The sequence below is a fragment of the Streptomyces capillispiralis genome (assembly GCF_007829875.1).
GTDB lineage: Bacteria > Actinomycetota > Actinomycetes > Streptomycetales > Streptomycetaceae > Streptomyces > Streptomyces capillispiralis.
Window position 1 is genome coordinate 3,788,504 of sequence record NZ_VIWV01000001.1, and the last position, 25,278, is coordinate 3,813,781.

The following is a 25,278-nucleotide window of genomic DNA, read 5'->3' on the forward strand; positions in this document are numbered from 1 at the left end:
AACCTCTCAGCGATGAAACGAGGGCGGCCCACCGGTGGAGAACGCGGCCGTTGGCCGGGACGGTATCAGGACGGCGACCCGCCCCGACATCGGGATATCACGCACGGTGAACCCCAGGGGAAGGGGTGGCGGGGCAGCCCGCCGCCCCCCTCCCCGGCCCGCACCGGACCGGGTTACTCCGCCAGCACCTCCGCCAGCACCCGCGCCGCCCGCTCCACGTCACCGAAACCGACGTACAGCGGGGTGAAGCCGAAGCGCAGCACGTCCGGACGGCGGAAGTCGCCGACCACGCCGCGGCGGATCAGCCGCTCCATCACGTCCCCGGCGTCCGCGCAGCGCAGGGCGATCTGGCTGCCCCGCTCCGCGTGCGCCCGCGGGGTCACGCACTCGACCCGCCCCTCGGGCACGTACGCCTCGACGCACTCCAGGAAGAAGTCCGTCAGCGCGAGGGACTTGGCGCGCACCGCGTCGACCGTGACACCGTCCCAGACCTCCAGGGCCGCCTCCAGGGCGAGCATGGAGAGGATGTCCGGGGTGCCGACCCGCCCGCGCACCGCACCAGCCGCCGGCTCGTACCCGGAGCGCATCCCGAAGGGCTCCGCATGCGAGTTCCAGCCCGGCAGCGGGGAGTCGAAGCGGTCCTGCGACTCCCCGCGGACATAGAGGTACGCCGGTGAACCCGGCCCGCCGTTCAGGTACTTGTAGGTGCAGCCGACCGCCAGGTCCACGCCGTGCTCGTCCAGGCCCACCGGCAGCGCGCCCGCGCTGTGGCACAGGTCCCAGACGACCGGCGCGCCCACCGCGTGCACGGCGGCCGTCAGCGCCGGCAGGTCGTGCAGCCGGCCCGAGCGGTAGTCGACGTGGTTCAGCAGCACCGCGGCCGTGCGGTCACCGAGCACGCCCGGCACCTCGGCCGGGGCGACCGGGCGCAGGGCGCAGCCCGTCATCCGGGCCGCCGACTCCGCGATGTAGCCGTCGGTGGGGAAGGTGGTCGCGTCGACCACGATCTCGTCCCGGTCCCGGCCGTCGAGCCGCGCCAGCCGCACCGCGCCCACCAGCGCCTTGAACACGTTGACACTGGTCGAGTCGCCGACCACGATCTGCCCGGGCGCCGCGCCGACCAGCGGCGCGATCCGGTCGCCGATCCGCTCCGGCGCCGTCCACCAGCCGCCCTCCGTCCAGGACCTGATCCGCGCCTCGCCCCACTGCCGGCGCACCACGTCCTCGACCCGGCCGGGGACCACGGCGGGCAGCGCGCCCAGCGAGTTGCCGTCGAGGTAGACGACGTCGTCGAGGACGAACTCGTCCCGCTTGCCGGCCAGCACGTCGGCCCCGTCGAGCTTCTCCGCCCTCATCACCAGCTCAGACATGGGACCGCGCCGTCCACAGCTCGGGGAACACGCTCTTCTGCGCCCGCTTCTCCAGCCAGGCCACCCCGGCCGAGCCGCCCGTGCCGGTCTTGGCGCCCATCGCGCGGCGGGTGGCGACCAGGTGGTCGTTGCGCCAGCGCCACACCAGCTCGGCGACATCGGTCAGCGCCTCACCGAGACGGGCGACCTCGTCCCGCTCGTCGCCCGCGTACACGGCCGTCCAGACCGCCTCCACCTCGGCCGAGGGCTCGTACTTCCGCGCCACGTCGCGCCGCAGCACCCCGTCCGGGACCGCGTGGCCGCGCCGCGCGAGGAACCGCAGCACCTCGTCGTACAGGCTCGGCTCGTGCAGCGCCTTCTCCAGCTCCGCGTGCACCCGCGGCGCGCCGCGGTGCGGGACCAGCATGGACGCCGACTTGTCGCCGAGCAGGAACTCCATCCGCCGGTACATCGCCGACTGGAATCCGGACCCCTCGCCGAGGGCGCCCCGGTAGGAGTTGAACTGCGCCGGGGTCAGTCCGCCCAGCGGCTTCCAGGAGGCGTTCAGCGCCTCCAGCTCGCGCACCGACCGCTTCAGCGCGTCGACGGCGGTCGGCACGTCGTCCTCCCGCAGCGCGTTCGCCGCGGTCTCCCACTCGTGGACGATGACGGTGAACCACAGCTCCATCACCTGGGTGGTGACCAGGAAGACCATCTCTCCGGGATCGTCGGAGAGGGTGTGCTGGAGGTGGGTGAGGACGTCGGCCTTGACGTAGTCCTCGTAGGGGGTCGTCCCCTCGAAATCGAGATGCGGGGTCTCCGGCTCGTGAGCCTCGTGGGACATCGCTGTCTCCTGAAATGTACTCCGGGTAGCGGTCCGCCCCTGCCGTTACCGGCACGGGGGCCCCGGTCCCCACGGTGCATCCTCCGCAATCCTCCCCCACAGCCGCAAGGCCCGCCCGGTCACGGGCGGGCCTCACGCGCGGGCGCGGCTCAGCCGAGGACCTGGGCCGCCGTCGGCGAGGAGTCCTTCAGGAACTGCGCGCAGCGCTCGTACTCCTCCTGCTCGCCGATCGACTGCGCGGCGCGGGCGAGGGCGTGCAGGGCGCGCAGGAAGCCGCGGTTGGGCTCGTGCTCCCACGGCACCGGGCCGTGGCCCTTCCAGCCGTTGCGGCGCAGCGCGTCCAGTCCGCGGTGGTAGCCCGTACGGGCGTACGCGTACGACTCCACGACGCCGCCCCGCTCGTACGCCTCGTCGGCGAGCCGGGCCCAGGCCAGCGAGGAGGTCGGGTACCGGGCGGCGACGTCGGCGGGCGAGGTACCCGAGGCGAGCAGTTCGCGCGGGCCGGGGTCGTCGGGGAGGTGGGTCGGGGGCGGTCCCCCGAGCAGGTTCTCGTGAATGGACATGGGTCCAGTCTGGTACATCAGCCCGGCTCGGTGCCGGGCGGCCACGACGCCCCCTTGCCGTGCTCCTCCGCGCGGTCCGTCTCCGCCTCCAGCGGGGGCACCGCCACGCTGCCGTGGGTGTGGCACTCCGGGTGCCGGCAGTCCGGCGCGGGGCGGCGCACGGTCGCCCAGGCGATGGCCGCTCCGGCCACCAGGACGGCCGCGCACAGCGCCATCGCCCGCCGGAACGCGTCGTCGAAGGCGTCGGGGAGCCGGTACGCCTCCGGGCCCATCCCGGCCAGCAGCGGCAGCGCGGCCACCGCCACCAGGCCGGCCGCGCGGGCGGCGGCGTTGTTGATGCCGCTGGCCAGACCGGCCCGCGCGGTGTCCACGGAGGCGAGGACGGTCGCGGTGAGCGGCGCCACCAGGGTGACCATGCCGAGGCCCAGCACCAGCAGCGCGGGCAGCACCTCGGCGGCGTACGAGGCGCCCGGCCCGACCCGCAGCATCAGCAGCATCCCGGCCGCGCACAGCAGCGGGCCCACGGTGAGCGGGATGCGCGGACCGATCCGGTCGCCCAGCTCGCCGGAGCGGGCGGAGAGCAGCAGCATCAGCGCGGTCGTGGGCAGCAGCGCCGTACCGGCGGCCAGCGCGGACCAGCCGACGACGACCTGGAGCTGGAGCGCGGCGAGGAAGAAGAACCCGCCGAACGCCGCGTACACGCACAGCGTGACCAGGTTGACGGCGGTGAACTGCCGGGAGGCGAAGATGTCCGGCGGCATCATCGGGTGCGGGCGGCGCTTCTCCACGAGGACGAAGGCGACGGCGGCGGCCAGCCCGGCGGCCCCCGCGACCACGACCACCGGGGAGCCGTCCCCGGCCTCGATCAGCGCGTACGTCACCAGCGCGAGCGCGACCGCGCCGAGCGCGGCACCGAGCACGTCGAACCGGCCCTCGTGCTCCCCGCCCACCGACTCCGGCACGTGCCGGACGGCGACGGGGGCGCACAGCAGGGCGAGCGGCACGTTGAGCAGGAACACCCAGCGCCAGCCGGGCCCGTCCACCAGCCAGCCCCCGACGAACGGGCCGACCGCCGCGCCGATCCCGCCGAACCCGGACCACAGGCCCACCGCGCGGCCCCGGTCGTCGGGGTGGAAGGTGGCCTGGATGAGGGCGAGCGAGCCGGGGGTGAGCAGCGCCCCGCCGACGCCCTGGAGCGCCCGGGCGGCGATCAGCACCCCGGCGTTCGGGGCGAGGCCGCACAGCAGGGAGGCGGCGGCGAACCACAGCACGCCGATGACGAACACCTTCCGCCGCCCGTACCGGTCGCCGAGCGCCCCGCCGAGGAGGATCAGCCCGGCCAGCGTGACCATGTACGCGTTGACGGTCCACTGGAGCGCGGCGAGGTCGGCGTCGAGGTCGCGGCCGATGCGCGGCAGGGCGACGTTGACCACGGTGGAGTCGAGCAGCGCCATGCTGGAGCCGAGCACCGTGGTGAGCAGGATCCACTTGCCCCGCGGGGAGGACAGCCGGACGTCGGGCATGGTGCGAGCATACGGAAGAGCCCGGCACCGCGGGCGGTACCGGGCTCCCGTGCTGCGGGCGGTTACTTGATCCGGGTGCCCGTCGAGCGCAGGTTCCGGCAGGCCTCCACGACGCGGGCCGACATGGACGCCTCGGCCAGCTTGCCCCAGGTGCGCGGGTCGTAGGTCTTCTTGTCGCCGACCTCGCCGTCGACCTTCAGGACGCCGGCGTAGTTGCGGAACATGTGGTCGACGACCGGACGCGTGAAGGCGTACTGGGTGTCGGTGTCGATGTTCATCTTCACGACGCCGTTCTCCAGCGCGGTGAGGATCTCCTCCGGGGTGGAGCCGGAGCCGCCGTGGAAGACGAAGTCGAACGGCTGGGAGCCGGCCGGCTTGCCGTACTTGGCGGCGACGCCCTCGTTGAGCTCCTTCAGCAGCTCGGGACGGAGCACGACGTTGCCCGGCTTGTACACGCCGTGCACGTTGCCGAAGGACGCGGCGAGCAGGTAGCGGCCCTTGTCACCGAGGCCGAGGGCCTCGGCGGTGCGGACGGCGTCGTCGACGGTGGTGTAGAGGGAGTCGTTGATCTCGTGGGAGACGCCGTCCTCCTCGCCGCCGGTCGGGGTGATCTCGACCTCGAGGATGATCTTCGCGGCGCGGGCGCGCTCCAGGAGCTCCTGGGCGATGGACAGGTTGTCGGCGAGGGTCTCCGCGGAGCCGTCCCACATGTGGGACTGGAACAGCGGGTTGCGGCCGGCCTTGACGCGCTCCTCGGACACCGCGAGCAGCGGACGCACGTACCCGTCGAGCTTGTCCTTCGGGCAGTGGTCGGTGTGCAGGGCGATGTTGACGTCGTACTTCTCGGCGACGATGTGCGCGAACTCGGCGAGCGCGACCGCGCCGGTGACCATGTCCTTCTGGTGCTGGCCGCCCAGGAACTCGGCGCCGCCCGTCGAGATCTGGACGATGCCGTCGCTCTCCGCCTCGGCGAAGCCGCGCAGTGCCGCGTGCAGGGTCTGGGACGAGGTGACGTTGATGGCCGGGTAGGCGAACTTCTCCGCCTTCGCCCGGTCGAGCATCTCGTTGTAGACCTCGGGAGTTGCGATGGGCATCTGTCCGCTCCTTAAGCGTGCGGGTTGGCGTGCTGCGTACGGTCGGCCCTGACCTGGAACCTTGGATGCGACGTCATTGTCGGCCCCATCTTCCCAGACTCGTCCGGCAGGTCGACCGCGCAGCTCAAGTCGTTATGACGGGTGATGCCGGGCCCGGCGGGATCAGTCGAGGCCGAGTTCGTCCTTGGAGTAGGCGAAGAGGTACGGCACCCCGGCGCCGTCCTGGATCTTCCGGTCGGCGCCGGTGGCCCGGTCGACGATGGTCGCCACGGCGACGACCTCGGCACCGGCCTCCCGCACGGCCTCGACGGCGGTGAGCGGGGAACCGCCGGTGGTGGAGGTGTCCTCCACCACCAGCACGCGGCGGCCCTTGATGTCGGGGCCCTCGACGCGCCGCTGCAACCCGTGCGCCTTGGCGGCCTTGCGGACGACGAAGGCGTCCAGCTTCCGGCCGCGCGCGGCGGCGGCGTGCAGCATGGCGGCCGCGACCGGGTCGGCGCCCATGGTCAGCCCGCCGACCGCGTCGAAGTCCAGCTCCGCGGTCAGGTCCAGGAGCACCTGGCCGACCAGCGGGGCGGCCTCGCCGTCGAGGGTGACGCGGCGCAGGTCGACGTAGTAGTCGGCCTCCAGACCGGAGGAGAGGGTCACCTTGCCGTGCACCACGGCCTTGTCCTTGATCTGCTGCAGCAGCTCGCCGCGTGTGCCTGGCGGCATTACTGCGTTGACGTCACTCATGACAGCCAGCTTAGAGGCGGGTCCACGTCCAGGTCGTCGAGGCCTCCAGCGGCTCCAGCGGGGTGACCAGGCGCGGGTGGCTGTTCAGCCCGTCGGGCGGTCCGGTCTGCGGCTCGACGCACACGGCCTCGCGCTGCTCGTCGTACACCACCACCCACTCCTCGCGGCTGGTCACCCTCAGCTCCAGCTGCTCCGGCCAGGTGAGGGTGACGTCGACACCGCCGGGCATCCCGAAGCAGTCGTCCCACGGCCCGGGCCCCGGCTCGATCCGCCGCCCCGTCGGCAGGTGGTCGTCCCCGCGTTCCTCCTGCCAGGCGGGCGCGAAGCCGATCCGCACGTCCTCACCGCCGCCGAGGGAGCGGTTGAACCACGGGTGCCAGCCGATCTGCGCCGGGAAGGACGACTCGTACGTCTCCACGCTCATCGTCAGCGTCAGGGAGTCCCCGGTCAGCGCGATCTGCTGGGTGACGCGCCCCGGATACGGCCACGGCTCCGCGAGGTCGTACGTGATCACGGCCTCGTCGGTGCCCGTACGGGCGGTGCGCCAGGCGGCGTCGCGGGCGGTGCCGTGGATGGCGTGCGGCGGGGCGTTCAGCGGCATCCGGTGGACGGTGGCGCCGTCCCGGAACCGGCCCTCACGGATCCGTCCGCACCAGGGCACCATCGGGAAGCACCCGTACCGCTCCCCCTGGCGCAGCAGCTCGACGCCCCCGACCCGCAGCCCTCCGACCCGCCCGCCGTTCCCCGGCAGCACGGTCACCTCCGCGTCACCCGCGGTCAGCGTGATGTCTCCGTTACTCACGCCACGACCCTACTGGGGTGATCAAGGGGGCGGGGTGTGACGGGGGGAGCGCCATGGCGGCGGAGTTCAGCGGCGTCGGCGCAGGGCTCTGACGGCGACCACCGCGGAGGCGACGGCCAGGGCCGCCACCGGGGCGGCCCAGCGCAGGGGCGTGGGGGACGCGACGGTCTGCGGGGCGGGGACCGGGGCGTAGCGGCCGCGGGGCGGCGCGTGGTCCACCTCCTCGGCGCTGCGGCCGATCATCGTGCGCCGGGCGTGGGCCGCCTCGGCGATCGAGTCGTCGTCCTCGGCGCCCGCGTCCCGCGCGTCGGGGTCGAGGGAGGGCGGCGGGACCTCGGCGTCGAAGACGGACGGGCCACCGGCGTCCGCCGCGGGCCCGGGGGCGGGCGGCGGTGTCTCCTCCGCGGCCCGAGGGGGCTCGGGGGCGGGCGGGGGCGTGTCCTCCGCGTCCGGGGTGGTCTCGAAGTCGGTGGTGGCCCGGGGCTCGAAGTCCCCGGCACCCAGCAGTTCCGGCGACTCCGGTCCCGACGTCTCCGCGCCGGGCGACTCCGGGCTGGGCGCATCCGCGCCGGGCGACTCCGCGCCCGGCTCCCGCCGCCCGGTTCCGGGTGTCTCCGTCGCCACCGTGCCCAGGTTCTCCGCGAAACGGTCCAGCAGGCGGGAGACCGCCCCGCTCACCGCGTCCGGGGGAAGTTCCGTGACCCGGCCGTCCGCGGTCGCCGTGCCGGTGACGGTGAGGGTGGCGCCGCCGTCGGTGTCCCGCAGGCGCAGCCGCAGCGCCAGCTCGACCGAGCCGCTGCCCCGGGTCTCCACCGCGTCGCCCTCGACGGCGTAGGACCCGTCCTCGCGCGCGGACACCCGTACCGCCCCCCGGTAGGTCACCGAGTGGCTGCCGACGCGGACCTTCAGCCGGCCGGCGACGGGATCCGCCCCGGCGTCGTGCTGGAGCCCGGGCACCGCCCGGGCGACCCGCGCGGGGTCGTCCAGCACCTCCCTGAGCCGCTCCACCTCGACCGGAACGAACACCTCGTGCTCCATGAGTGCGGAGCCTACCCACGCGACGCGGGGCTGTACCCCCGTCGGCGGGAAGTCGCGGCGCGTCGGGCCGGGACACGGTAAGGGGACTCAGCCGGCGTACCGGGGGTGCACCAGGGTGGACGGCGGCAGACCGGTGACGCGGGTGCGCTCGGCCGCCCGGGCGTCCGCCGCGAGGGAGGCGCCGGTGAGCGTGCGCGGGCGCGGACCCGACGGATCGAGGCGCGGCCCGGGGGCGTGCCGGGCGGCCAGCACGAGCCCCCAGTCGCGGTACGCGTGCGCGGTCTTCGCCGCCCCCCGGTCGGGGCCGACGGCGAAGCCGTCCTGCCGCCCGCGCACGCGGTACGCGGCGGTGCGGAACCCCGCCGCGCGGAGCGTCGCGTCCACCGTCCAGAAGTCGCGGGGCCGGGACGCGACCGCGCCCCCGTGCACCACGAGCCGCCCGCGCGGCGCCAGCACCCGCCGGGCCAGTCCGTAGAACTCCTGCGAGTACAGCTTGGTGCTCGCGGTGATCCCGGGGTGCGGCAGATCCGAGACCACCACGTCGTACGCCGCCGCGGGCGCCCCGCGCAGCCAGTCGAAGGCGTCCGCGACGGTCACCCGCACGCGCGGGTCGTCGAGCGCCTGCGCGTTCAGCGCGGACAGCGCCGGGTCCCGGCGCGCCAGCCGCACCACGCCCGCGTCGAGCTCGACGACATCGACCCGGTGCACACCGGTGTGCCGCAGCACCTCGCGGACGGCCAGCCCGTCGCCGCCGCCGAGGACGAGCACCCGGGTGTGCGGCCCGCTCATCGCCGGGTGCACCAGCGCCTCGTGGTAACGGAGTTCGTCCCGGCCGCTGACCCGCAGCCGCCCGTCGAGGAACAGGTTGAGGGGCCGCCCGTCCCGCCCGCCGGTGAGCAGGACCTCCTGCACGTCGGTCTGCACGGCCACCCGGACGTCGGCGCCGTACATGGCGTGCCGGGCGGCCCGTTCGAAGTCGTCGACGAGGACGGCGGCCGAGGCGAGGAGCGCGAGCACGCAGACGTTGGCGGCCACGAGCAGCCGGCGGGCGCGCCGTGTGAGGTCCCGCCGGAACAGGCCGAGGACCAGCGCGCCGCCGACGACCGCGTTGACCGCGCCGGTGATCAGCGCGCCGGTGAGCTGGCCGAGGAACGGCAGCAGGAGGAAGGGGAAGGCGAGCCCTCCGACGAGGGCGCCCACGTAGTCCGCGGCGGACAGGTCGGCGACCGCGCCGCCCGCGTCCTGCCGGCGGATCCGCTGGATCAGCTCCATCAGCAGCGGCACCTCGGCACCGATGAGCAGCCCGGTGGCGAGGGAGAAGGCGACCAGCAGACAGCGCGGGCCGTTCGCCCACATGCCGCCCCAGTCGCCCGTCCAGGCGAACACCGCGTACAGGGCCATCGCACTGCACCCGCCGACCAGGGCGAGGAGGGCCTCGACGGCGCCGAACGCGGCCGCCGCGTGCCGCCGCAGCCGTTTCGCGGCGAGGGACCCGATGCCCATGGCGAACACCATCACGGACAGCACCACGGACGCCTGGGTGACCGAGTCGCCCATCAGGTACGTGGCGAGCGCGACGAGTTCCAGCTCGTACACGAGTCCGCAGGCCGCGCAGACGAACACCCCCGCCAGGACCAGGAACCGCCCCGTCCCCTGCCGCACGGGCAGCCGCACGGAGCTGCCCGCCGCGCCGCCGGTGCCGCGCCGCCCTTCCCGGGACGGTGCGGAGCCGGGCGGGGCGGGGGCCTGCGGTTCGATCACCCCAGCGACGTTACGTCACGTCTCCACCGCTCAGCGTCACCCACACGCGTGATGTTTGTTTACACTCGCCCCGGATTGGTATGAGCAACGACCCGCACGCCCACCTTGGTCCGCGTCACCACCAACTGCCCGTCCTGCGGATAGGCGTGCCAGGTCCGCCAGTGCACCTGCCCCTCGTGACACTGGGCGAGCATCGCCGTGAACGCGTGCGGGCTGCCGGGGAAGACGCCGACGAGGCCCTGCGGATGGTCGGAGACCAGAGCCAGCAACTCCTGGGCCCTGCCCGCGAACGACCCCGGGGAGAGCGCCTCGACCCGGGCCGCGAACTCGTACTCCCAGTCCCCCATCCGCTTGGCCACCCCCAGCGGCAGCGGTGTGCTGCTGCCCGGAATGCACGCCACCGTCTCCGAGCAGACGCCCCGCTCCTCCTCCACGAGGACCTGGTGGGACGCTCCGAGCAGCCTCAACTGGAGCCTGGTCCCGGCCAGTTCGAGGTCGAGCACGGCCAGCGCGGGCAGCGGCTCGCGTCCCAGGGCCCAGGCGAGGTCGGCCGCGCGCGTGTCGGAGTAGGAGGTGTTCAGGGTCGTGAGCATGGATCGGCTCCGCAGGCACACAAGGAAGGGAGATATGGGTCCGCGCACCCCGGCCCCACCGGGGAACTCGGCCCGTCAGCCCGGTCGCCCGGCCGGAAGAACGGTCCGCGGGGAGCCCGAGGGCTGCGTTGGCGATTTATAGGGAATCATGAACTGTGGCGCCACCACAGCGTTTTTACCCAACTTCGTGGGCTTTCCATCCCCTAGGGGGCTCCTCAGCTCACCTGTTCAACCCCGGCGTACGCCCCGAGGTGACGGCCCGCTCCGCCGCGCCACGCCGCGCGCCCCGCGCGACCGGCTCCACCACCCGCGCTCGACAACGCGGCGGGGCCCGCCCCAGGTGCGGACCCCGCCGTCGCGGATGCGTCATCCCCCGACGTGGGGGCAGGCTGCCCGTGTCAGCTGCCGCCCCCGCCGCATCCGCCGCCGCCTCCGCAGGACGACCCGCCTCCGCAGGACGAGCCTCCGTCGGAGGACGATCCACAGGAACTCCCGGCGCCCCCGCCACCGGCCCACCAGCCGCCGTCACCGCTCCCGCCGTGCGTGGACGATCCGGCCCGGCTGCGCGCCGGCCGGCCCGCCGACCGGCGGGCCGCCTTCACGGCGAACCCGACGACCAGCGCGAAGATCACCACCAGGATGATGCCGAAGGTCATGGCGCCACCCTCCTTCCGTTCCCCCGTGAGTCGGCTGGAGCGGCCCCCCGTGGGCGCCCCGCTCACGTGCGTGACCGGGAGATGCCCTCCGCCCGCGCGGCCCAAAGCAGAGTTGAGGAACTCCAGAGCTTCGGCGCAGGATGACCGGCATGACCTCCAGCGCGCGCCCCCTCCTGAACCGCCGGCTCGCCGAGTTCGGGACGACGATCTTCGCCGAGATGTCCGCCCTGGCCCTGCGGACCGGCTCCCTCAACCTGGGCCAGGGCTTCCCCGACACCGACGGCCCCGAGGAGGTCAGGGAAGCCGCCGTACGGGCCCTGCGGGACGGCCGCGGCAACCAGTACCCGCCGGGCCCCGGCGTTCCCGAGCTGCGCACCGCCGTCGCCGCGCACCAGCGGCGCCGCTACGGCCTCGCCGTCGACCCCGACACCGAGGTCCTGGTCACCGCCGGCGCAACCGAGGCGATCGCCGCCGCGCTGCTCGCGCTGGTGGAGCCCGGCGACGAGGTGATCGCCCTGGAGCCGTACTACGACTCCTACGCGGCCTGCGTCGCCATGGCCGGCGGCACCCGCGTCCCGGTCACCCTGCGCCCGCGCGAGGGACGCTTCCACCTCGACCTCGACGAACTGCGCGACGCCGTCACCGACCGCACCCGGCTGCTGCTGCTCAACACCCCGCACAACCCGACCGGCACCGTCCTCACCCGCGAGGAGCTGGCGGCGATCGCCGAGCTGGCGGTGGAGCGCGATCTGCTGGTGGTGACCGACGAGGTCTACGAGCACCTGGTCTTCGACGACGCCGAGCACGTCCCGCTGGCGACCTTCCCGGGGATGCGGGAGCGCACGGTGACCATCTCGAGCGCGGGGAAGACCTTCTCCTTCACCGGCTGGAAGGTCGGCTGGGTGACGGCGACGCCGGACCTGGTGACGGCGGTCCGCTCGGCCAAGCAGTTCCTGACCTATGTCTCGGCCGGCCCGTTCCAGTACGCGGTCGCCGAGGCCCTCGCCCTGCCCGACACGTACTTCGAGGACTTCCGCGCCGACCTGCTCGCCAAGCGGAACCTCCTGGCGGCGGGCCTGGAAGAGGCCGGCCTGGCGGTCTACCGCCCGGCCGGCACCTACTTCGTCACCGCCGACATCCGCCCCCTGGGCGAGAGCGACGGCATCGCCTTCTGCCGCGCGCTGCCGGAACGCGCGGGCGTCGTCGCCATCCCGACGGCCGTCTTCTACGACCACCGGGAGGCGGGCGCCCCCTTCGTCCGCTTCGCCTTCTGCAAGCAGCGGACGGTCCTGGAGGAGGCGGCACGGCGGCTCAAGGCCGCCGGGGCGCGCTGAGCACACCCCGGGCGCACGCCCTCCGAGCACGAAAGAGCCGCGCTCCTTCGTGCCCGGGGGACGGCTCACTCGTCGTCGGGCTTCTCCGCCTCGTTGATCTCCTGCTCCAGGCCGAGCTGCTCCACGAGCCACTTGTCGAACTCGATCGCGGCGCGCACCCAGCTGACCGTGGAGGAGACGAAGTGCTCCAGGCTGACGCCCATGCCGATGAGCATCTGGGCCTCACCGATGAGACGGACGGTGCCGTCGTCGTGGGTGTGGGTGTAGACCTTGGGCCACAGGGTGCGCCGGTTCCAGTCGTCGATGGACTCCAGCAGCTGCGGCTTCTCGTCGATCTGGTGCGGCCGGTCGTAGAACGTCCGGACGGAGAAGATCTGCTGGTCGCCCTCCCCGCGGAACATGAAGTAGGTGCGGAACTGCTCCCACGGCGCCGCGAGGTCACCCTCGTCGTCGACGACGTACTTGAGCTCCATCTGGTCGAGGAGCTGCTTCACGAGGTCCTGATCCGGGACGACGGGGCCCGCCGGTCCTTGGGGCTGCGGCTCGGGCTGGCCCCCGAAATTCGGAATCGAGGACGGGTCGATGGTCACCGTGATTTTCCCTTCGTACGGATCCTGCCATCCTCCCCCATGCGGGGAGGGGGGTGGCAAGCCCCGACGGGGCCTGTCCGCCCCGGGCTGACATGATCTGGCCGTTCGGACGGTCGGCGGACGCGACGGGCGGGGGCGCGACGGCGGCGGACCCCGCGCGGACGTCCTCGGCTTCGGCGGTGCGGCACTCCCCCCGGGTGCCCAGCGGGCCGGGACCTGTACCCGCCAGGGTGGCGGGATCTCCACTGCGGCGGAGATCCGGATGCCGCGCGCGGACGACGACGCCGGTCCGTGTCCGGATCCGGGGTACGCGCGGGGGCTGCCGGAGGGCGTGGGAGCCGACACGGTCGAGGCGGGCGTGGTCCACGAGGACGCCGGCACCGCGCTCGTGCGGTTCTCCGCGTTCACGGTGTGGGGAAAGGGCCCTCCCGCCGCCGGAAGGGCCCTCGCGTCCGCGACTACAGCGTCTTGCCGGTCGCGGGCCCCACGATCAGCTCGTCACCGAAGCGGTCGACGCGGACCGTGTCGCCGTCCTTGATCTCGCCGGAGAGGATCTCCCGGGCGAGCCGGTCGCCGATGGCCGTCTGGACCAGCCGCCGCAGGGGACGGGCGCCGTACGCCGGGTCCATGCCCTCGTCGGCCAGCCAGGCCAGGGCCGCCTCGGTGACCTCCAGGGAGAGGCGGCGCTCGGCGAGCCGGCGGGCCAGCGCGTCGGTCTGGAGCCGCGCGATCCGGCTCAGCTCCTCCTTCGTCAGCGCTGAGAAGACCACGAGGTCGTCGAGGCGGTTGAGGAACTCGGGCTTGAAGGAGGCCCGGACCACTTCCAGGACCTGCTCCTTCTTCTCCGCCTCGGTGGTCAGCGGGTCGACCAGGTACTGGCTGCCGAGGTTGGAGGTGAGCACCAGGATGGTGTTGCGGAAGTCGACGGTGCGGCCCTGGCCGTCGGTGAGCCGGCCGTCGTCGAGCACCTGGAGCAGGATGTCGAAGACCTCGGGGTGGGCCTTCTCCACCTCGTCGAGCAGCACCACGCTGTACGGGCGGCGGCGCACGGCCTCGGTGAGCTGGCCGCCCTCCTCGTAGCCGACGTAACCGGGGGGCGCGCCGACGAGGCGGGCGACGGAGTGCTTCTCGCCGTACTCCGACATGTCGATGCGGATCATGGCCCGCTCGTCGTCGAAGAGGAAGTCGGCGAGCGCCTTGGCGAGTTCGGTCTTGCCGACGCCGGTGGGGCCGAGGAAGAGGAAGGAGCCGGTGGGCCGGTCGGGGTCGGCGATCCCGGCCCGCGCGCGCCGCACCGCGTCCGAGACGGCCCGTACGGCCTCGCCCTGGCCGATGAGCCGCTTGCCGAGCTCGTCCTCCATGCGCAGCAGCTTCTGGGTCTCGCCCTCCAGGAGGCGGCCGGCCGGGATGCCGGTCCAGGAGGCGACGACGTCGGCGATGTCGTCGGCGCCGACCTCCTCCTTGACCATGGTGTCCTTGGCACTCCCGCCGGAAGACGTCAACGCCTCCTCGGCCTCGGAGGCGGCCTCCAGGTCGCGCTCCACGGCCGGGATCTCGCCGTAGAGCAGCTTGGAGGCGGTGTCGAAGTCGCCGTCGCGCTGGGCGCGTTCGGCCTGGCCGCGCAGGTCGTCGAGCTTCTCCTTCAGCTCGCCGACCCGGTTGAGGGACTGCTTCTCCTTCTCCCAGCGGGCGGTGAGGCCGCGCAGCTCCTCCTCCTTGTCGGCGAGGTCGCGGCGCAGCTTCTCCAGGCGTTCGAGGGAGGCGGCGTCGGTCTCCTTGCCGAGGGCCAGTTCCTCCATCCTCAACCGGTCGACGGCGCGCTGGAGTTCGTCGATCTCCACGGGTGAGGAGTCGATCTCCATGCGGAGCCGGGAGGCGGCCTCGTCGACGAGGTCGATGGCCTTGTCGGGGAGGAAGCGGGAGGTGATGTAGCGGTCGGAGAGGGTGGCGGCGGCGACGAGCGCGCTGTCGGCGATCTGGACCTTGTGGTGGGCCTCGTAGCGGCCCTTGAGTCCGCGCAGGATGGCGATGGAGTCCTCGACGGTCGGCTCGGCGACCAGCACCTGCTGGAAGCGCCGCTCCAGCGCCGGGTCCTTCTCGATCCGCTCGCGGTACTCGTCGAGGGTGGTGGCGCCGACCATGCGGAGTTCGCCGCGGGCGAGCATCGGCTTGAGCATGTTGCCGGCGTCCATCGCCGAGTCGCCGCCGGCGCCCGCGCCGACGACCGTGTGCAGTTCGTCGATGAAGGTGATGATCCGGCCGTCGGAGTCCTTGATCTCGGCCAGGACGGTCTTGAGGCGTTCCTCGAACTCGCCGCGGTACTTGGCCCCGGCGACCATGGCGCCGAGGTCGAGGGCGACGAGCCGCTTGTCCTTCAGCGACTCGGGGACGTCGCCCTTGACGATCCGCTGGGCGAGTCCTTCGACGACGGCGGTCTTGCCGACGCCGGGCTCGCCGATGAGGACGGGGTTGTTCTTGGTGCGGCGGGACAGCACCTGGACGACGCGCCGGATCTCCTGGTCCCGTCCGATGACGGGGTCGAGCCTGCCCTCGCGGGCCGCGGCGGTGAAGTCGGTGCCGAACTTCTCCAGGGCCTTGTACTGCCCCTCGGGGTCGGCGGTGGTCACCCGGCGCGCTCCTCTCGCCTTCTGGAAGGCCTCCCGCAGCTTCTTCGCGGTGGCGCCCTGCCCGGACAGCACCTCGCCGGCGGCCCCGCCCTTGGCGGCGATGCCGATGAGGAGGTGCTCGGTGGAGAGGTACTCGTCGCCGAGGTCGCGGGCGCGGGCCTGGGCGTCCGCGATGACGGCGAGGAGTTCGCGGTTGGGCTGGGGCGGCGCGACGGTGGACCCGGTCACGCTCGGCAGGCCGGCCAGGATGCGCTCGGCCCCGGAGCGTACGGCGGCCTGGTCGGCGTCGACCGCGGCGAGCAGGTCCGTGATGTTCTCGTTCTCCTGCCCGGCGAGCAGGGAAAGCAGCAGGTGGGCGGGGGTGAGGTCGGGGTGCCCCTCGGTCACGGCCCGGTTCCCGGCGGCGTTGATCGCTTCCCGGCTCCGGTTGGTCAGCTCGGCGTCCACGTTCGCGTTTCCCTCCTTGGTGACCCTTCAGCGGCCATCGTGGCTGACTCGGTCAACGTACACAAACTTGAGTCTATTCCACTCAAGGCACGGGGCGGGAGGGCCGCACCGGCTAGGTTCCCGTCCATGGCCACCTCGTATTCGGTGGATCCGGGCGATCCGGACGCCCCGTACCTCAGCTTCTGGCGCGAGAAGCACCTGTGCACGCTGACCACCCTCCGCCCGGACGGCACGCCGCACGTCGTCCCGGTGGCGGTGACGTACGACCCCGAGGCGCGGCTGGCCCGGGTGGTCGCGAACACGTCGAGCGCGAAGGTGCGGCACGTGCGGGCGGCGGGGGCGGAGGGCGCGGCCGTGGCGGTGTGCCAGGTGGACGGCCGGCGGTGGGCGACGCTGGAGGGGCGGGCCGTGGTCCGCGCCGAACCGGAGCGCGTCGCGGAGGCGGAACGGCGGTACGCGGAGCGCTACGGCCGGACGCCGTCACCCAACCCCGCACGGGTGGTGATCGAGATCGCGCTCACCCGCGCCCTGGGCCGGGGGTGAGGCCGGGCGGGTCGGGAGGAATAGTTCGTCACATCCAGCGACCCTTTTCAGCCATAGCGCGATCTGGCCGATACCGGGAAATGTCACGCAAAACTGCAGCGGCGTCACCGTGTTCAGGTCACGGTGACGCCGCTGCGGGGGGAAGCACCTGAGCGATCTGTTACGACGGGGGAATCGCGTCAGGCACTGCGGGGGGTGGCCGAGATGGTCCGGGGGGCAGGGGAGTCGGACTCCGCCTGCCGGCGGTCCCGCTGGTCCAGGTTCACAAAGATCATTCCGTACCGGATGGCACACCGCACGGGCTTCGGCGCCCCCCGGGGCCGCCGCAGGCACCGGTACGCCCGTACGTCTCCGTCCTCGTCGCGGGTGACGACGACCGGTTCGCCGAAGACGGTCACCATCAACGAGTCACCGCTGTGGGGGATGGCGGTGACCAGGTCGATGAAGTGCCATCCGGACCGGTAGGCGGTCGCCATCTCCCTGCGGAAGGAGCGGTCGTCGGGTGGAGTGGTCACATCAACGCCCCGAGTCGACGACGATCGACGGCCAGTGGCTGTCGGCCTGTGTCCCGCTCTTCGCGTCGGAGTAACCGCTCAGCGCTCCGAAGGCCGCGACGGCGGAGAGGGCGGCTGCGAGCACCGAGCGAAGCAGTCTCTTGCGCATAGTCGGCTTCGTCCTCACGTGAAAGTCTCCTCGTTCCCCCGTCAGATAAGACGATGGCTCATTCGAACACGTCATGGCCACACAATCGGTGCATCATGTTCCTGCATGTTCAGGACCCTGGGGGGTGGAGATTTCGTGGCAAATCAGACTAAGGCGGAGCATCCCCATGCGGTGACCGAACTGTGCGAGGCAGGCGGCCGACTTTATGCCAACGCGCTGCGTGTGGGGAGGGTCGCACGGGAGGAAGCGGAAGCCGCCCCCTGCCTGATGGAACTGGCCCTGCTGCACCCCGACCCGGACGACAAGAACTGGCTGCGCCCGGTGCCGCCGGCGCTCGCCCTGGCCCAGCGCCTGCACCCCATCGAACGCGACATCGCCGAACGCCGGCGGCTGTCGATCCGGCTCGCGGACGCCTTCGAGCCGTTCATGGCCCTGGGTACCCAGGCCGTCACCTCCGAGAACTCGATCGCCGTGCTCGAGGGCAGCGAGCGGATCAACGCCGCGCTCAACCTGGCCGCCACCCAGTGCCGGACCGAGATGCTCACCATCCAGCCCAGTGACGACCGCTTCTCCGAACGCAGCATCATCCAGGGACTCGAACGGGACAAGCCCCTCATCGAACGGGGCGTGCGCATCAGAACGCTCTACCAGCACACCGCCCGCTACAGCCCGGAGAAGCGGGCCTACGTCGAACAGCTCTCCGCGGGCCGGGTGGAGTACCGCACCATCGACGAGGTGGTGGAACGCCTCATCGTCTGCGACGAGTCGGTCGCCTTCATCCCCACCCGCGACGACCAGCAGGTCGCCCTGGAGATACGCCAGCCCGGACTGGTCCGCTACCTCATCAAGGTGTTCGAGTTCATGTGGAGCCGGGCGGTGCCGCTGAGCGCCGGCGCGCCCTACGAGACCGCCCCCGGGGGCATCACCGACATCCAGCACTCCATCGCCAAACTCCTCGTCGAGGGGCATGTCGACGAGGCGATCGCCCGCCGGCTCGGCATGAACGTCCGCACCTGCCGCGCCCACATCGCCAAGCTCGCCGCCACCCTCGGCAGCGGCAGCCGCGCCCAACTCGGTTACCTCATCGCCCAGTCGGGGATCCTGCACCAGGAGGAGTGAGCCGAGGGCGGATCCCCCGCCCGGGCCCCGCAGCGGGTCCCGCAGGACCGGAAGCCGGCCGCACAGCACCCGCGGCGCCCGCGACGACGCCTGGAGCCGCCGGACGGGGCGGGCCCGGCGTCGTACCGCCCGGACCCTCCGGCAGGGCCGCACATCCGCCCTCACGGCCGCCGGGGCACCGCCGTCCGGCCCGTCGCCGCGCCCGTGCGTCTCAGCGGACGTTCCGGGACCCCTGCTCGGGAAGCGTCAGCGGCACCGGTCCGCGCGGGCCGTCCAGACCGGTCTGCGCGATGCGCACGCCCAGCTGCGTACGGCTGGCCGCGCCCAGGGTCTCCGACAGCCGGGCGATGTGGGCCCGGCAGGTGCGCACACTGATGCCCAGCCGCTCCGCGATCACCGCGTCCTGGTGGCCCTCCGCCAGCAGCGCGGCGATGGACTGCTCCCGGTGCGAGATGCCCTCGATGCCGGTGTCGGGCAGCGGGGCGGTGAGCGGGATGGCGAGCCGCCACAGCCGGTCGAAGACCGTCCCGAGGTACTCCACCAGTGCCGGGTGCCGCAGCTCCAGCGCCATGGTGCGCTCGGCGTTGGCGGGGATGAAGGCCACCGTCCGGTCGAACAGGATCAGCCGCTCGACCACCTCGTCCAGCGTGCGGGCCTCCACCGCGTCGCCCATCAGCTCCAGATAGGTCAGCAGCCCGTGCCCGTGCCGGGCCACGTGCGTGTAGAGGTCCCGCATCCGCACGCCGCGGCCGCGCAGCGCCATCGCCCGGTGCAGCCCCTCCGACAGCTCCGCCTCGCGCCGGATGCCGCCCGGCTGCACGGTGAGCACCTCGGTGGTGCACGCCTGGGTCGCCTCGTCCATCGCCGCCTGGATGCGGGCCAGCCCGTCCAGCACCCGGATCGCCGGGCCCTCCGTCGTCGCGGGGGGCGAGGCGGGTGCGCGGCAGCCGAGACCGGCGTACCACTCGAATGCCTCGACGGCGGAGCCGACCCGGCGCTGGCTCGCGCTGATCTCGTCGTACATCCCGCGCAGCAGCCGGGTCATGACCTCCTGCGGGGCGGTCGGCACCAGGTAGTCCATGTCGTCCGGGTCCGGGTGCAGCAGGGCCAGCTCCAGCAGGCAGGGCACCGGCTCCGCGTCCCGGCGCGGCAGCCGTCCGCGCCGTACGGCCCGGGAATACACACGATCCCCGGCCTCGCACAGTCGGTCAGCACCGTGTGGATGCTCGTCCGTCCCGTGCCCGGCCATCGCCCATCCCACCCCCGGTTCAGCCACTTTCCGCAGCGCAACTATGCGCGGCCGGAACCGGCTGTGCAACACACCTCCGCCCGGCGCCGGCCAGGAGACCGGCGGGGTGGCCGAATATCGACGGGGCGGCTACTTCAGGTTGATCTCCGCGCAGGCCGCCTCGTACTTCGCGGTGCAGATGTCCGACACCTCGTAGATCTTGTCGGCGATCACGGTGCCCTCGATGTTCTCCTTGGTCAGCGCGACCACGGGCACCAGCTGCGCCGGGATGTCCTTGGTCGTGGGGCTGTCCACCCGGTCGCGGGTCTGCGCGTCGAACTGGATGTCCCGGCCCTGGACCTTGGCCACCGCCATCTCGGCGGCGCTCTCGGCCTCCTCCGGGTAGGACTTGTACACGCTCATGTACTGCTCGCCGGCGAGGATCCGCTGCACCGCGGCCAGCTCCGCGTCCTGGCCGGTGATCGGGGGCAGGTCGGTCACGCCGGCGGCCTTGAGTGCCTTGACGATGCCGCCCGCCATGCCGTCGTTGGCGGAGTAGACCGCCTCGATGTTCGCCGCGCCGATCGCGTTGATCGCCTCGGCCATGTTGGCCTCGGCGTTCTCCGGCTTCCAGTCCTTGGTGTCGAAGGACTTGGCGATCGTCACCTTGCCCTTGAGCTCGGACATCGCGCCCGCCTTGAACTGCTTGGCGTTCGGGTCGGTCGGCGAGCCGTTCATCATCACGACCTTGTCGGTGATGCTGAGGTCGTCCCCGAGGGACTCCAGCAGGGAGCGGCCCTGCACCTCGCCGACCAGTTCGTTGTCGAAGGAGATGTAGGCGTCGATCGGTCCCTCGGCCAGCCGGTCGTAGGCGATGACCGGGATGCCCGCGTCCTTGGCCTTCTGCACGCCGTCCGCGATGGCGTGCGCGTCGACCGCGTCCAGCACGATGACGTCGACCTTCTCGTCGATCATCTGCTGCAGCTGGGTGGCCTGCTTGCCGGCGTCCGCCTCGGCGTTGGCGTACTCGACGCGGCCCTTCTCATTGGTGAGGGACTCCACCTTCGTCTTGAAGATGGGGTAGTCGAACTGCTCGTACCGCGTGTTGGCCTTCTCCGGGAGCAGCAGCCCGACGGTGATGTCGTCGCCCTTGGTCGGGCCGGCGTCGTCGCTGCTCCCCGTCGCGTTGAGCACGCCGCAGCCGGCGAGCATGACGGACATCGAGGTGGCGGCCACGGATATGGCGATACGACGCATGCGAGGGCTCACTTCAGGTGCGTTCCGGACGTGGGCACAGCTTTGTGGCCCATGTGACTGAAAAGCCAACGCTTCAGCCCCCGTCGGCGTCAAGGGCAACCACTTAACGAGATGGACACAGCACCGTGCGCTGAACTCGTGAAAGACCTGCGGACACCTGACGTGCATCTTGGGGACACGCGGCCATACCGTGCACACGGATGTGGACCCGCACACGCGACGGGGCCCGGAGGGTTCGGTGAACCTCCGGGCCCCGCGCGGCACTTCGCATCCGCGGTCAGTCGGACTGCTGCCGCTTCGGCCTCCACACCACGAGCGCGCTGGTCTGCTGCACTTCCTGGTAGGGGACCAGATCGCGGCGGTACGAGGCGTGCACCGCGGCCTCGCGCTGACGCATCGCCGCCGCCGCACCGTCCAGGGCGTCCTGCATTTCGGCCACCCGGGCCTGGAGGGCCGCGACCTGGTTCTCCAGTTCGATGATGCGCTTGATCCCGGCCAGGTTGATGCCCTCGTCCTGCGACAACTGCTGCACCTGGCGGAGCAGTTCGATGTCGCGGGCCGAGTAGCGCCGGCCCCGGCCGGCCGTGCGGTCCGGCGAGACGAGTCCCAGCCGGTCGTACTGACGCAGTGTCTGCGGGTGCAGGCCGGAGAGCTGGGCCGCCACCGAAATGACGTAGACCGGGGTGTCCTGGGTCAGTTCATAAGGGTTGCGTCGACGGCCGTCCATCTGCAATCAAGCTCCCTTCGCGGCCTGGAACAGCTCCGCCCGCGGATCCTCCTCCGCGGTCGCCTCGCGATACGCCTCCAGCGCGTCACGAGCCTTCCCCGTCAGATCCTTGGGAACACTCACCTCCACGGTGACCAGCAGATCGCCGCGGGTGCCGTCCTTGCGGACCGCGCCCTTGCCTCGGGCCCGCATGGTCCGCCCGTTGGGCGTGCCCGGAGGCAGCTTCAGGGTGACCGGGGGGCCGCCGAGCGTCGGGACCCGCACCTCGCCGCCGAGCGCCGCCTCGGGATAGGTGACCGGGACGGTGATGGTGAGGTTGTCGTCCTTGCGGCCGAACACCGGGTGGGTGCCGACGTGCACGACGACGTACAGGTCGCCGGCCGCGCCGCCGCGCTCGCCCGGTGCGCCCTTGCCGCGCAGCCGGATCCGCTGGCCGTCGCTGACGCCCGCGGGGATGCGCACCTGCATGGTCCGCGAGGACTTGGCCCGGCCGCTGCCCTTGCAGATGTCGCAGGGCTCCTCGGCGATCAGACCGCGGCCCTTGCAGTCCGGGCACGGGTCGGTGAGGGAGAAACCCCCGCCGCTGCCCCGGGCGACCTGCCCGGTGCCGACGCAGGTCGGGCACACGCGCGGTGTGCCGTTCTTGTCGCCGGTGCCCGAACAGGCCTTGCAGGCCGCCTGCGACGACATCCGCAGCGGGACGGTCGCGCCCTCGATCGCCTCGGTGAAGCTCAGCGTCACCTCGGACTCGATGTCCTGGCCGCGCCGGGGCTGCGTCCGCGTGGTGCCGGCGCCGCCGCGGTTGAACAGGCCCCCGAAGACGTCACCGAGGCCGCCGCCGAAGCCGCCGCCCGCCTGGCCGCCGGGCTGGCCCCCGAAGAGGTCGCCCAGGTCGAAGTTGAAGTTGCCGCCGCCCGCGCCCGGCCCCGGGCGGAAGCCGCCGTTGCCGAAGAGCGCGCGCGCCTCGTCGTACTCCTTGCGCTTCTTGGGGTCACCGAGGATGTCGTTCGCCTCGGAGATCTCCTTGAACCGCTCCTCCGCCTTGGTGTTGCCCTTGTTGGCGTCCGGGTGGAACTCGCGGGCGAGCTTCCGGTACGCCTTCTTGATCTCGGCCTCGGTGGCGTCCTTGGGGACGCCGAGGACCTTGTAGTAGTCCTTCTCGATGAAGTCCTTGGTGCTCATCCCCGACGTCCCTCCTTCCCTGCGTGAGTGTCGACGTCAGCCCTCCTCCGGGCCACCGCTCTCCTTGTTCTCCGCCGTGTCCGCCTGCGCCTCGGAGCCCTCCTCGGCCGGCTTGGCCGTCTGCGCGCCCGGCTGCGGCTCGGCGACGGCCACCCGCGCGGGGCGGATGGTGCGCTCGCCGATGCGGTACCCCGGCTGCAGGATCGCCACGCAGGTCGTCTCGGTGACGTCCGGCGCGTAGCTGTGCATCAGGGCCTCGTGGATCGTCGGGTCGAAGGGCTCGCCCTCCTTGCCGAACTGCTGGAGGCCCATCTTGGCGATGATCGTCTCCAGCGACTCCGCGACGGACTTGAAGCCGCCGACGAGTTCGCCGTGTTCCCGCGCGCGGCCGACGTCGTCGAGGACGGGGAGCAGCTCGGTCAGGAGGTTCGCCACGGCGATCTCCTTGACCGCGATGCGGTCCCGCTCGACACGGCGGCGGTAGTTCTGGAACTCGGCCTGGAGGCGCTGGAGGTCCGCCGTGCGCTCACCGAGCGCCGTGCGGGTCTGGTCCAGCTGGGCCACCAGGGCCGCGTCCTGGCCCGTGTCCCCGGCCGGGGCCGCCCCCTCCTCCGCGGAGGGGGTGGGGGCGGCCTTCGGCTCGGCGTCGTCGGAGGGGACGTCGGGCTGCTGCGACTGCTCGTCGAAGCCCGGGGTCTCCTCGGTCACGCCGCACCGTCCTTACGGTCCTCGTCGACGATCTCGGCGTCGACGACGTCGTCGTCGGCCTTCGTCCCCTCGGCACCGGCGGACGCGCCGCCGGCCGCCTGGGCGCCCTGGGCGTCGGCGTACATGGCCTGGCCCAGCTTCTGGGAGACGGCGGCGACCTTCTCGGTGGCGGTGCGGATCTCGGCGGTGTCCTCGCCCTTGAGCTTCTCCTTCAGCTCGGCGAGGGCGGACTCGACCTCGGTCTTGACGTCACCGGGGACCTTGTCCTCGTTGTCCGCGAGGAACTTCTCGGTCTGGTAGACGAGCTGCTCGCCCTGGTTGCGGGACTCGGCGGCCTCGCGGCGCTTGTGGTCCTCCTCCGCGTAGCGCTCGGCCTCCTCGCGCATGCGGTCGACCTCGTCCTTCGGCAGCGAGGAGCCGCCGGTGACGGTCATCTTCTGCTCCTTGCCCGTGCCCAGGTCCTTGGCGGTCACGTGCATGATGCCGTTGGCGTCGATGTCGAAGGAGACCTCGATCTGCGGGACGCCGCGCGGCGCCGGGGGCAGACCGGTCAGCTCGAACATCCCGAGCTTCTTGTTGTACGCCGCGATCTCGCGCTCGCCCTGGTAGACCTGGATCTGCACCGACGGCTGGTTGTCCTCGGCCGTGGTGAAGATCTCGGAGCGCTTCGTCGGGATCGTGGTGTTGCGCTCGATCAGCTTGGTCATGATGCCGCCCTTGGTCTCGATGCCGAGGGACAGCGGGGTGACGTCGAGCAGCAGGACGTCCTTGACCTCGCCCTTGAGCACACCGGCCTGGAGCGCGGCACCGATCGAGACGACCTCGTCCGGGTTGACGCCCTTGTTGGCCTCCTTGCCGCCGGTCATCTCCTTGACGAGCTCGGCGACGGCGGGCATGCGGGTGGAGCCGCCGACGAGGACGACGTGGTCGATCTCGGACAGCTGGATGCCGGCGTCCTTGATGACGTTGTGGAACGGCGTCTTGCAGCGCTCGAGCAGGTCCGCGGTCAGCTGCTGGAACTGGGCGCGGGTCAGCTTCTCGTCGAGGTGCAGGGGGCCCTCGGCGGACGCGGTGATGTAGGGGAGGTTGATCGAGGTCTCGGTGGACGAGGACAGCTCGATCTTCGCCTTCTCGGCGGCCTCGCGCAGACGCTGCAGCGCCATCTTGTCCTTGCCGAGGTCCACGCCGTGGCCGGACTGGAACTGCTTGACCAGGTAGTCGACGACGCGCTGGTCCCAGTCGTCACCACCGAGGTTGTTGTCGCCGTTGGTGGCCTTCACCTCGACGACACCGTCGCCGATCTCCAGCAGGGAGACGTCGAAGGTACCGCCACCGAGGTCGAAGACGAGGATGGTCTGGTCGTCCTTGTCGAGGCCGTACGCCAGGGCGGCGGCCGTCGGCTCGTTGACGATGCGCAGCACGTTCAGACCGGCGATCTCGCCGGCCTCCTTGGTGGCCTGGCGCTCGGCGTCGTTGAAGTACGCCGGGACGGTGATGACCGCGTCCGTCACCTTCTCGCCCAGGTAGGCCTCGGCGTCGCGCTTCAGCTTCTGCAGCACGAAGGCGCTGATCTGCTGCGGGTTGAAGGGCTTCCCGTCGAGCTCGATCTTCCAGTCGGTGCCCATGTGACGCTTGACCGACCGGATGGTCCTGTCGACGTTGGTCACGGCCTGGCGCTTGGCCACCTCACCGACCAGCACCTCACCGTTCTTGGCGAAGGCGACGACGGAAGGCGTGGTCCTGGCGCCCTCGGCGTTGGTGATGACGGTGGGCTCGCCGCCCTCCAGAACGCTGACGACGGAGTTAGTCGTGCCCAGGTCGATGCCGACCGCACGTGCCATTTCGATTCCTCCAGCTGACTTGAGTGGAACGGACTCAAGCATGCATGACGTCCG

24 protein-coding genes are annotated in these 25,278 nt (G+C 72.1%); 3 read left to right on the forward strand and 21 right to left on the reverse strand.

What is annotated here, in order from left to right:
• Positions 1 to 173: 173 nt before the first annotated feature.
• From kynU to FHX78_RS16160, 11 genes are all read right to left on the reverse strand, one after another.
• Positions 174 to 1,370 (reverse strand): kynureninase, encoded by a 1,197-nt coding sequence (kynU, locus tag FHX78_RS16110; RefSeq protein ID WP_145868155.1) that lies wholly within the window; start codon positions 1,368 to 1,370, stop codon positions 174 to 176.
• Positions 1,363 to 2,193 carry a tryptophan 2,3-dioxygenase family protein gene (locus FHX78_RS16115; RefSeq protein ID WP_145868156.1) on the reverse strand — a complete coding sequence of 277 codons (831 nt, stop codon included), beginning with the start codon at positions 2,191 to 2,193 and terminating at the stop codon, positions 1,363 to 1,365. The genes kynU and FHX78_RS16115 overlap by 8 nt, the downstream gene beginning before the upstream one ends.
• A 149-nt stretch (positions 2,194 to 2,342) precedes the next feature.
• Positions 2,343 to 2,756, reverse strand: a complete 414-nt coding sequence (locus tag FHX78_RS16120) for a DUF3151 domain-containing protein (RefSeq protein ID WP_145868157.1) — start codon at positions 2,754 to 2,756, stop codon at positions 2,343 to 2,345.
• A gap of 17 nt (positions 2,757 to 2,773) precedes the next feature.
• The gene (locus FHX78_RS16125; protein ID WP_145868158.1) at positions 2,774 to 4,279 is read right to left on the reverse strand and encodes an MFS transporter; all 1,506 of its coding nucleotides are present in this window, start codon (positions 4,277 to 4,279) and stop codon (positions 2,774 to 2,776) included.
• Between the two features lie 62 nt (positions 4,280 to 4,341).
• The gene (gene fbaA / locus FHX78_RS16130) at positions 4,342 to 5,373 is read right to left on the reverse strand and encodes a class II fructose-bisphosphate aldolase (protein ID WP_145868159.1); all 1,032 of its coding nucleotides are present in this window, start codon (positions 5,371 to 5,373) and stop codon (positions 4,342 to 4,344) included.
• A gap of 162 nt (positions 5,374 to 5,535) precedes the next feature.
• Positions 5,536 to 6,087, reverse strand: coding sequence for an orotate phosphoribosyltransferase (gene pyrE, locus FHX78_RS16135; protein WP_189908568.1), 552 nt, complete (start codon positions 6,085 to 6,087; stop codon positions 5,536 to 5,538).
• 31 nt (positions 6,088 to 6,118) lie between these two features.
• Complete coding sequence (locus FHX78_RS16140; protein ID WP_145868161.1) at positions 6,119 to 6,910, reverse strand: aldose epimerase family protein; 792 nt, start codon at positions 6,908 to 6,910, stop codon at positions 6,119 to 6,121.
• A 66-nt stretch (positions 6,911 to 6,976) separates the two neighbouring features.
• Positions 6,977 to 7,948, reverse strand: a complete 972-nt coding sequence (locus FHX78_RS16145; RefSeq protein WP_145868162.1) for an SRPBCC domain-containing protein — start codon at positions 7,946 to 7,948, stop codon at positions 6,977 to 6,979.
• Positions 7,949 to 8,035: 87 nt separating this feature from the next.
• Entirely contained in the window at positions 8,036 to 9,709 is a 1,674-nt protein-coding gene (locus tag FHX78_RS16150; protein WP_145868163.1) for a polyamine aminopropyltransferase, read from the reverse strand.
• Between the two features lie 59 nt (positions 9,710 to 9,768).
• The gene (locus FHX78_RS16155) at positions 9,769 to 10,302 is read right to left on the reverse strand and encodes a DUF2617 family protein (RefSeq protein WP_167531774.1); all 534 of its coding nucleotides are present in this window, start codon (positions 10,300 to 10,302) and stop codon (positions 9,769 to 9,771) included.
• Positions 10,303 to 10,700: 398 nt separating this feature from the next.
• Positions 10,701 to 10,958 (reverse strand): hypothetical protein, encoded by a 258-nt coding sequence (locus FHX78_RS16160; protein WP_145872013.1) that lies wholly within the window; start codon positions 10,956 to 10,958, stop codon positions 10,701 to 10,703.
• 140 nt (positions 10,959 to 11,098) lie between these two features.
• Here FHX78_RS16160 and FHX78_RS16165 point away from each other — a divergent pair, with 140 nt between their 5' ends.
• Positions 11,099 to 12,292, forward strand: coding sequence for a pyridoxal phosphate-dependent aminotransferase (locus FHX78_RS16165; protein ID WP_145868165.1), 1,194 nt, complete (start codon positions 11,099 to 11,101; stop codon positions 12,290 to 12,292).
• 65 nt (positions 12,293 to 12,357) lie between these two features.
• Here FHX78_RS16165 and FHX78_RS16170 read toward each other — a convergent pair whose 3' ends face one another.
• Together FHX78_RS16170 and clpB are read right to left on the reverse strand one after the other, a co-directional pair.
• Positions 12,358 to 12,882 carry a YbjN domain-containing protein gene (locus FHX78_RS16170; RefSeq protein WP_145868166.1) on the reverse strand — a complete coding sequence of 175 codons (525 nt, stop codon included), beginning with the start codon at positions 12,880 to 12,882 and terminating at the stop codon, positions 12,358 to 12,360.
• 458 nt (positions 12,883 to 13,340) lie between these two features.
• On the reverse strand, positions 13,341 to 15,956 hold the full coding sequence (gene clpB / locus FHX78_RS16175) for an ATP-dependent chaperone ClpB (RefSeq protein WP_145868167.1): 2,616 nt from the start codon (positions 15,954 to 15,956) through the stop codon (positions 13,341 to 13,343).
• A gap of 126 nt (positions 15,957 to 16,082) precedes the next feature.
• Here clpB and FHX78_RS16180 point away from each other — a divergent pair, with 126 nt between their 5' ends.
• Positions 16,083 to 16,499 carry a pyridoxamine 5'-phosphate oxidase family protein gene (locus tag FHX78_RS16180; protein ID WP_145868168.1) on the forward strand — a complete coding sequence of 139 codons (417 nt, stop codon included), beginning with the start codon at positions 16,083 to 16,085 and terminating at the stop codon, positions 16,497 to 16,499.
• Between the two features lie 179 nt (positions 16,500 to 16,678).
• Here FHX78_RS16180 and FHX78_RS16185 read toward each other — a convergent pair whose 3' ends face one another.
• Together FHX78_RS16185 and FHX78_RS36775 are read right to left on the reverse strand one after the other, a co-directional pair.
• Positions 16,679 to 17,014: a Rieske (2Fe-2S) protein gene (locus tag FHX78_RS16185; protein ID WP_145868169.1), complete on the reverse strand. Its 336-nt coding sequence runs from the start codon at positions 17,012 to 17,014 to the stop codon at positions 16,679 to 16,681.
• 1 nt (position 17,015) lies between these two features.
• The gene (locus FHX78_RS36775) at positions 17,016 to 17,162 is read right to left on the reverse strand and encodes a hypothetical protein (RefSeq protein ID WP_167531775.1); all 147 of its coding nucleotides are present in this window, start codon (positions 17,160 to 17,162) and stop codon (positions 17,016 to 17,018) included.
• Between the two features lie 105 nt (positions 17,163 to 17,267).
• Here FHX78_RS36775 and FHX78_RS16190 point away from each other — a divergent pair, with 105 nt between their 5' ends.
• Positions 17,268 to 18,281 (forward strand): helix-turn-helix domain-containing protein, encoded by a 1,014-nt coding sequence (locus FHX78_RS16190; protein WP_145868170.1) that lies wholly within the window; start codon positions 17,268 to 17,270, stop codon positions 18,279 to 18,281.
• Positions 18,282 to 18,492: 211 nt separating this feature from the next.
• Here the strand turns inward: FHX78_RS16190 and FHX78_RS16195 are convergent, their stop codons facing one another.
• From FHX78_RS16195 to dnaK, 6 genes are all read right to left on the reverse strand, one after another.
• Positions 18,493 to 19,530 carry a helix-turn-helix transcriptional regulator gene (locus tag FHX78_RS16195; RefSeq protein ID WP_145872014.1) on the reverse strand — a complete coding sequence of 346 codons (1,038 nt, stop codon included), beginning with the start codon at positions 19,528 to 19,530 and terminating at the stop codon, positions 18,493 to 18,495.
• A 129-nt stretch (positions 19,531 to 19,659) separates the two neighbouring features.
• The gene (locus FHX78_RS16200) at positions 19,660 to 20,766 is read right to left on the reverse strand and encodes a sugar ABC transporter substrate-binding protein (protein ID WP_229923904.1); all 1,107 of its coding nucleotides are present in this window, start codon (positions 20,764 to 20,766) and stop codon (positions 19,660 to 19,662) included.
• A 277-nt stretch (positions 20,767 to 21,043) separates the two neighbouring features.
• Complete coding sequence (locus tag FHX78_RS16205; protein ID WP_145868172.1) at positions 21,044 to 21,493, reverse strand: heat shock protein transcriptional repressor HspR; 450 nt, start codon at positions 21,491 to 21,493, stop codon at positions 21,044 to 21,046.
• 6 nt (positions 21,494 to 21,499) lie between these two features.
• Entirely contained in the window at positions 21,500 to 22,675 is a 1,176-nt protein-coding gene (dnaJ, locus tag FHX78_RS16210; RefSeq protein WP_145868173.1) for a molecular chaperone DnaJ, read from the reverse strand.
• Positions 22,676 to 22,711: 36 nt separating this feature from the next.
• Entirely contained in the window at positions 22,712 to 23,383 is a 672-nt protein-coding gene (grpE, locus tag FHX78_RS16215; protein WP_145868174.1) for a nucleotide exchange factor GrpE, read from the reverse strand.
• Positions 23,380 to 25,224 carry a molecular chaperone DnaK gene (gene dnaK / locus FHX78_RS16220; RefSeq protein WP_145868175.1) on the reverse strand — a complete coding sequence of 615 codons (1,845 nt, stop codon included), beginning with the start codon at positions 25,222 to 25,224 and terminating at the stop codon, positions 23,380 to 23,382. Before dnaK ends, grpE begins: the two co-directional genes overlap by 4 nt.
• Positions 25,225 to 25,278 lie beyond the last annotated feature (54 nt).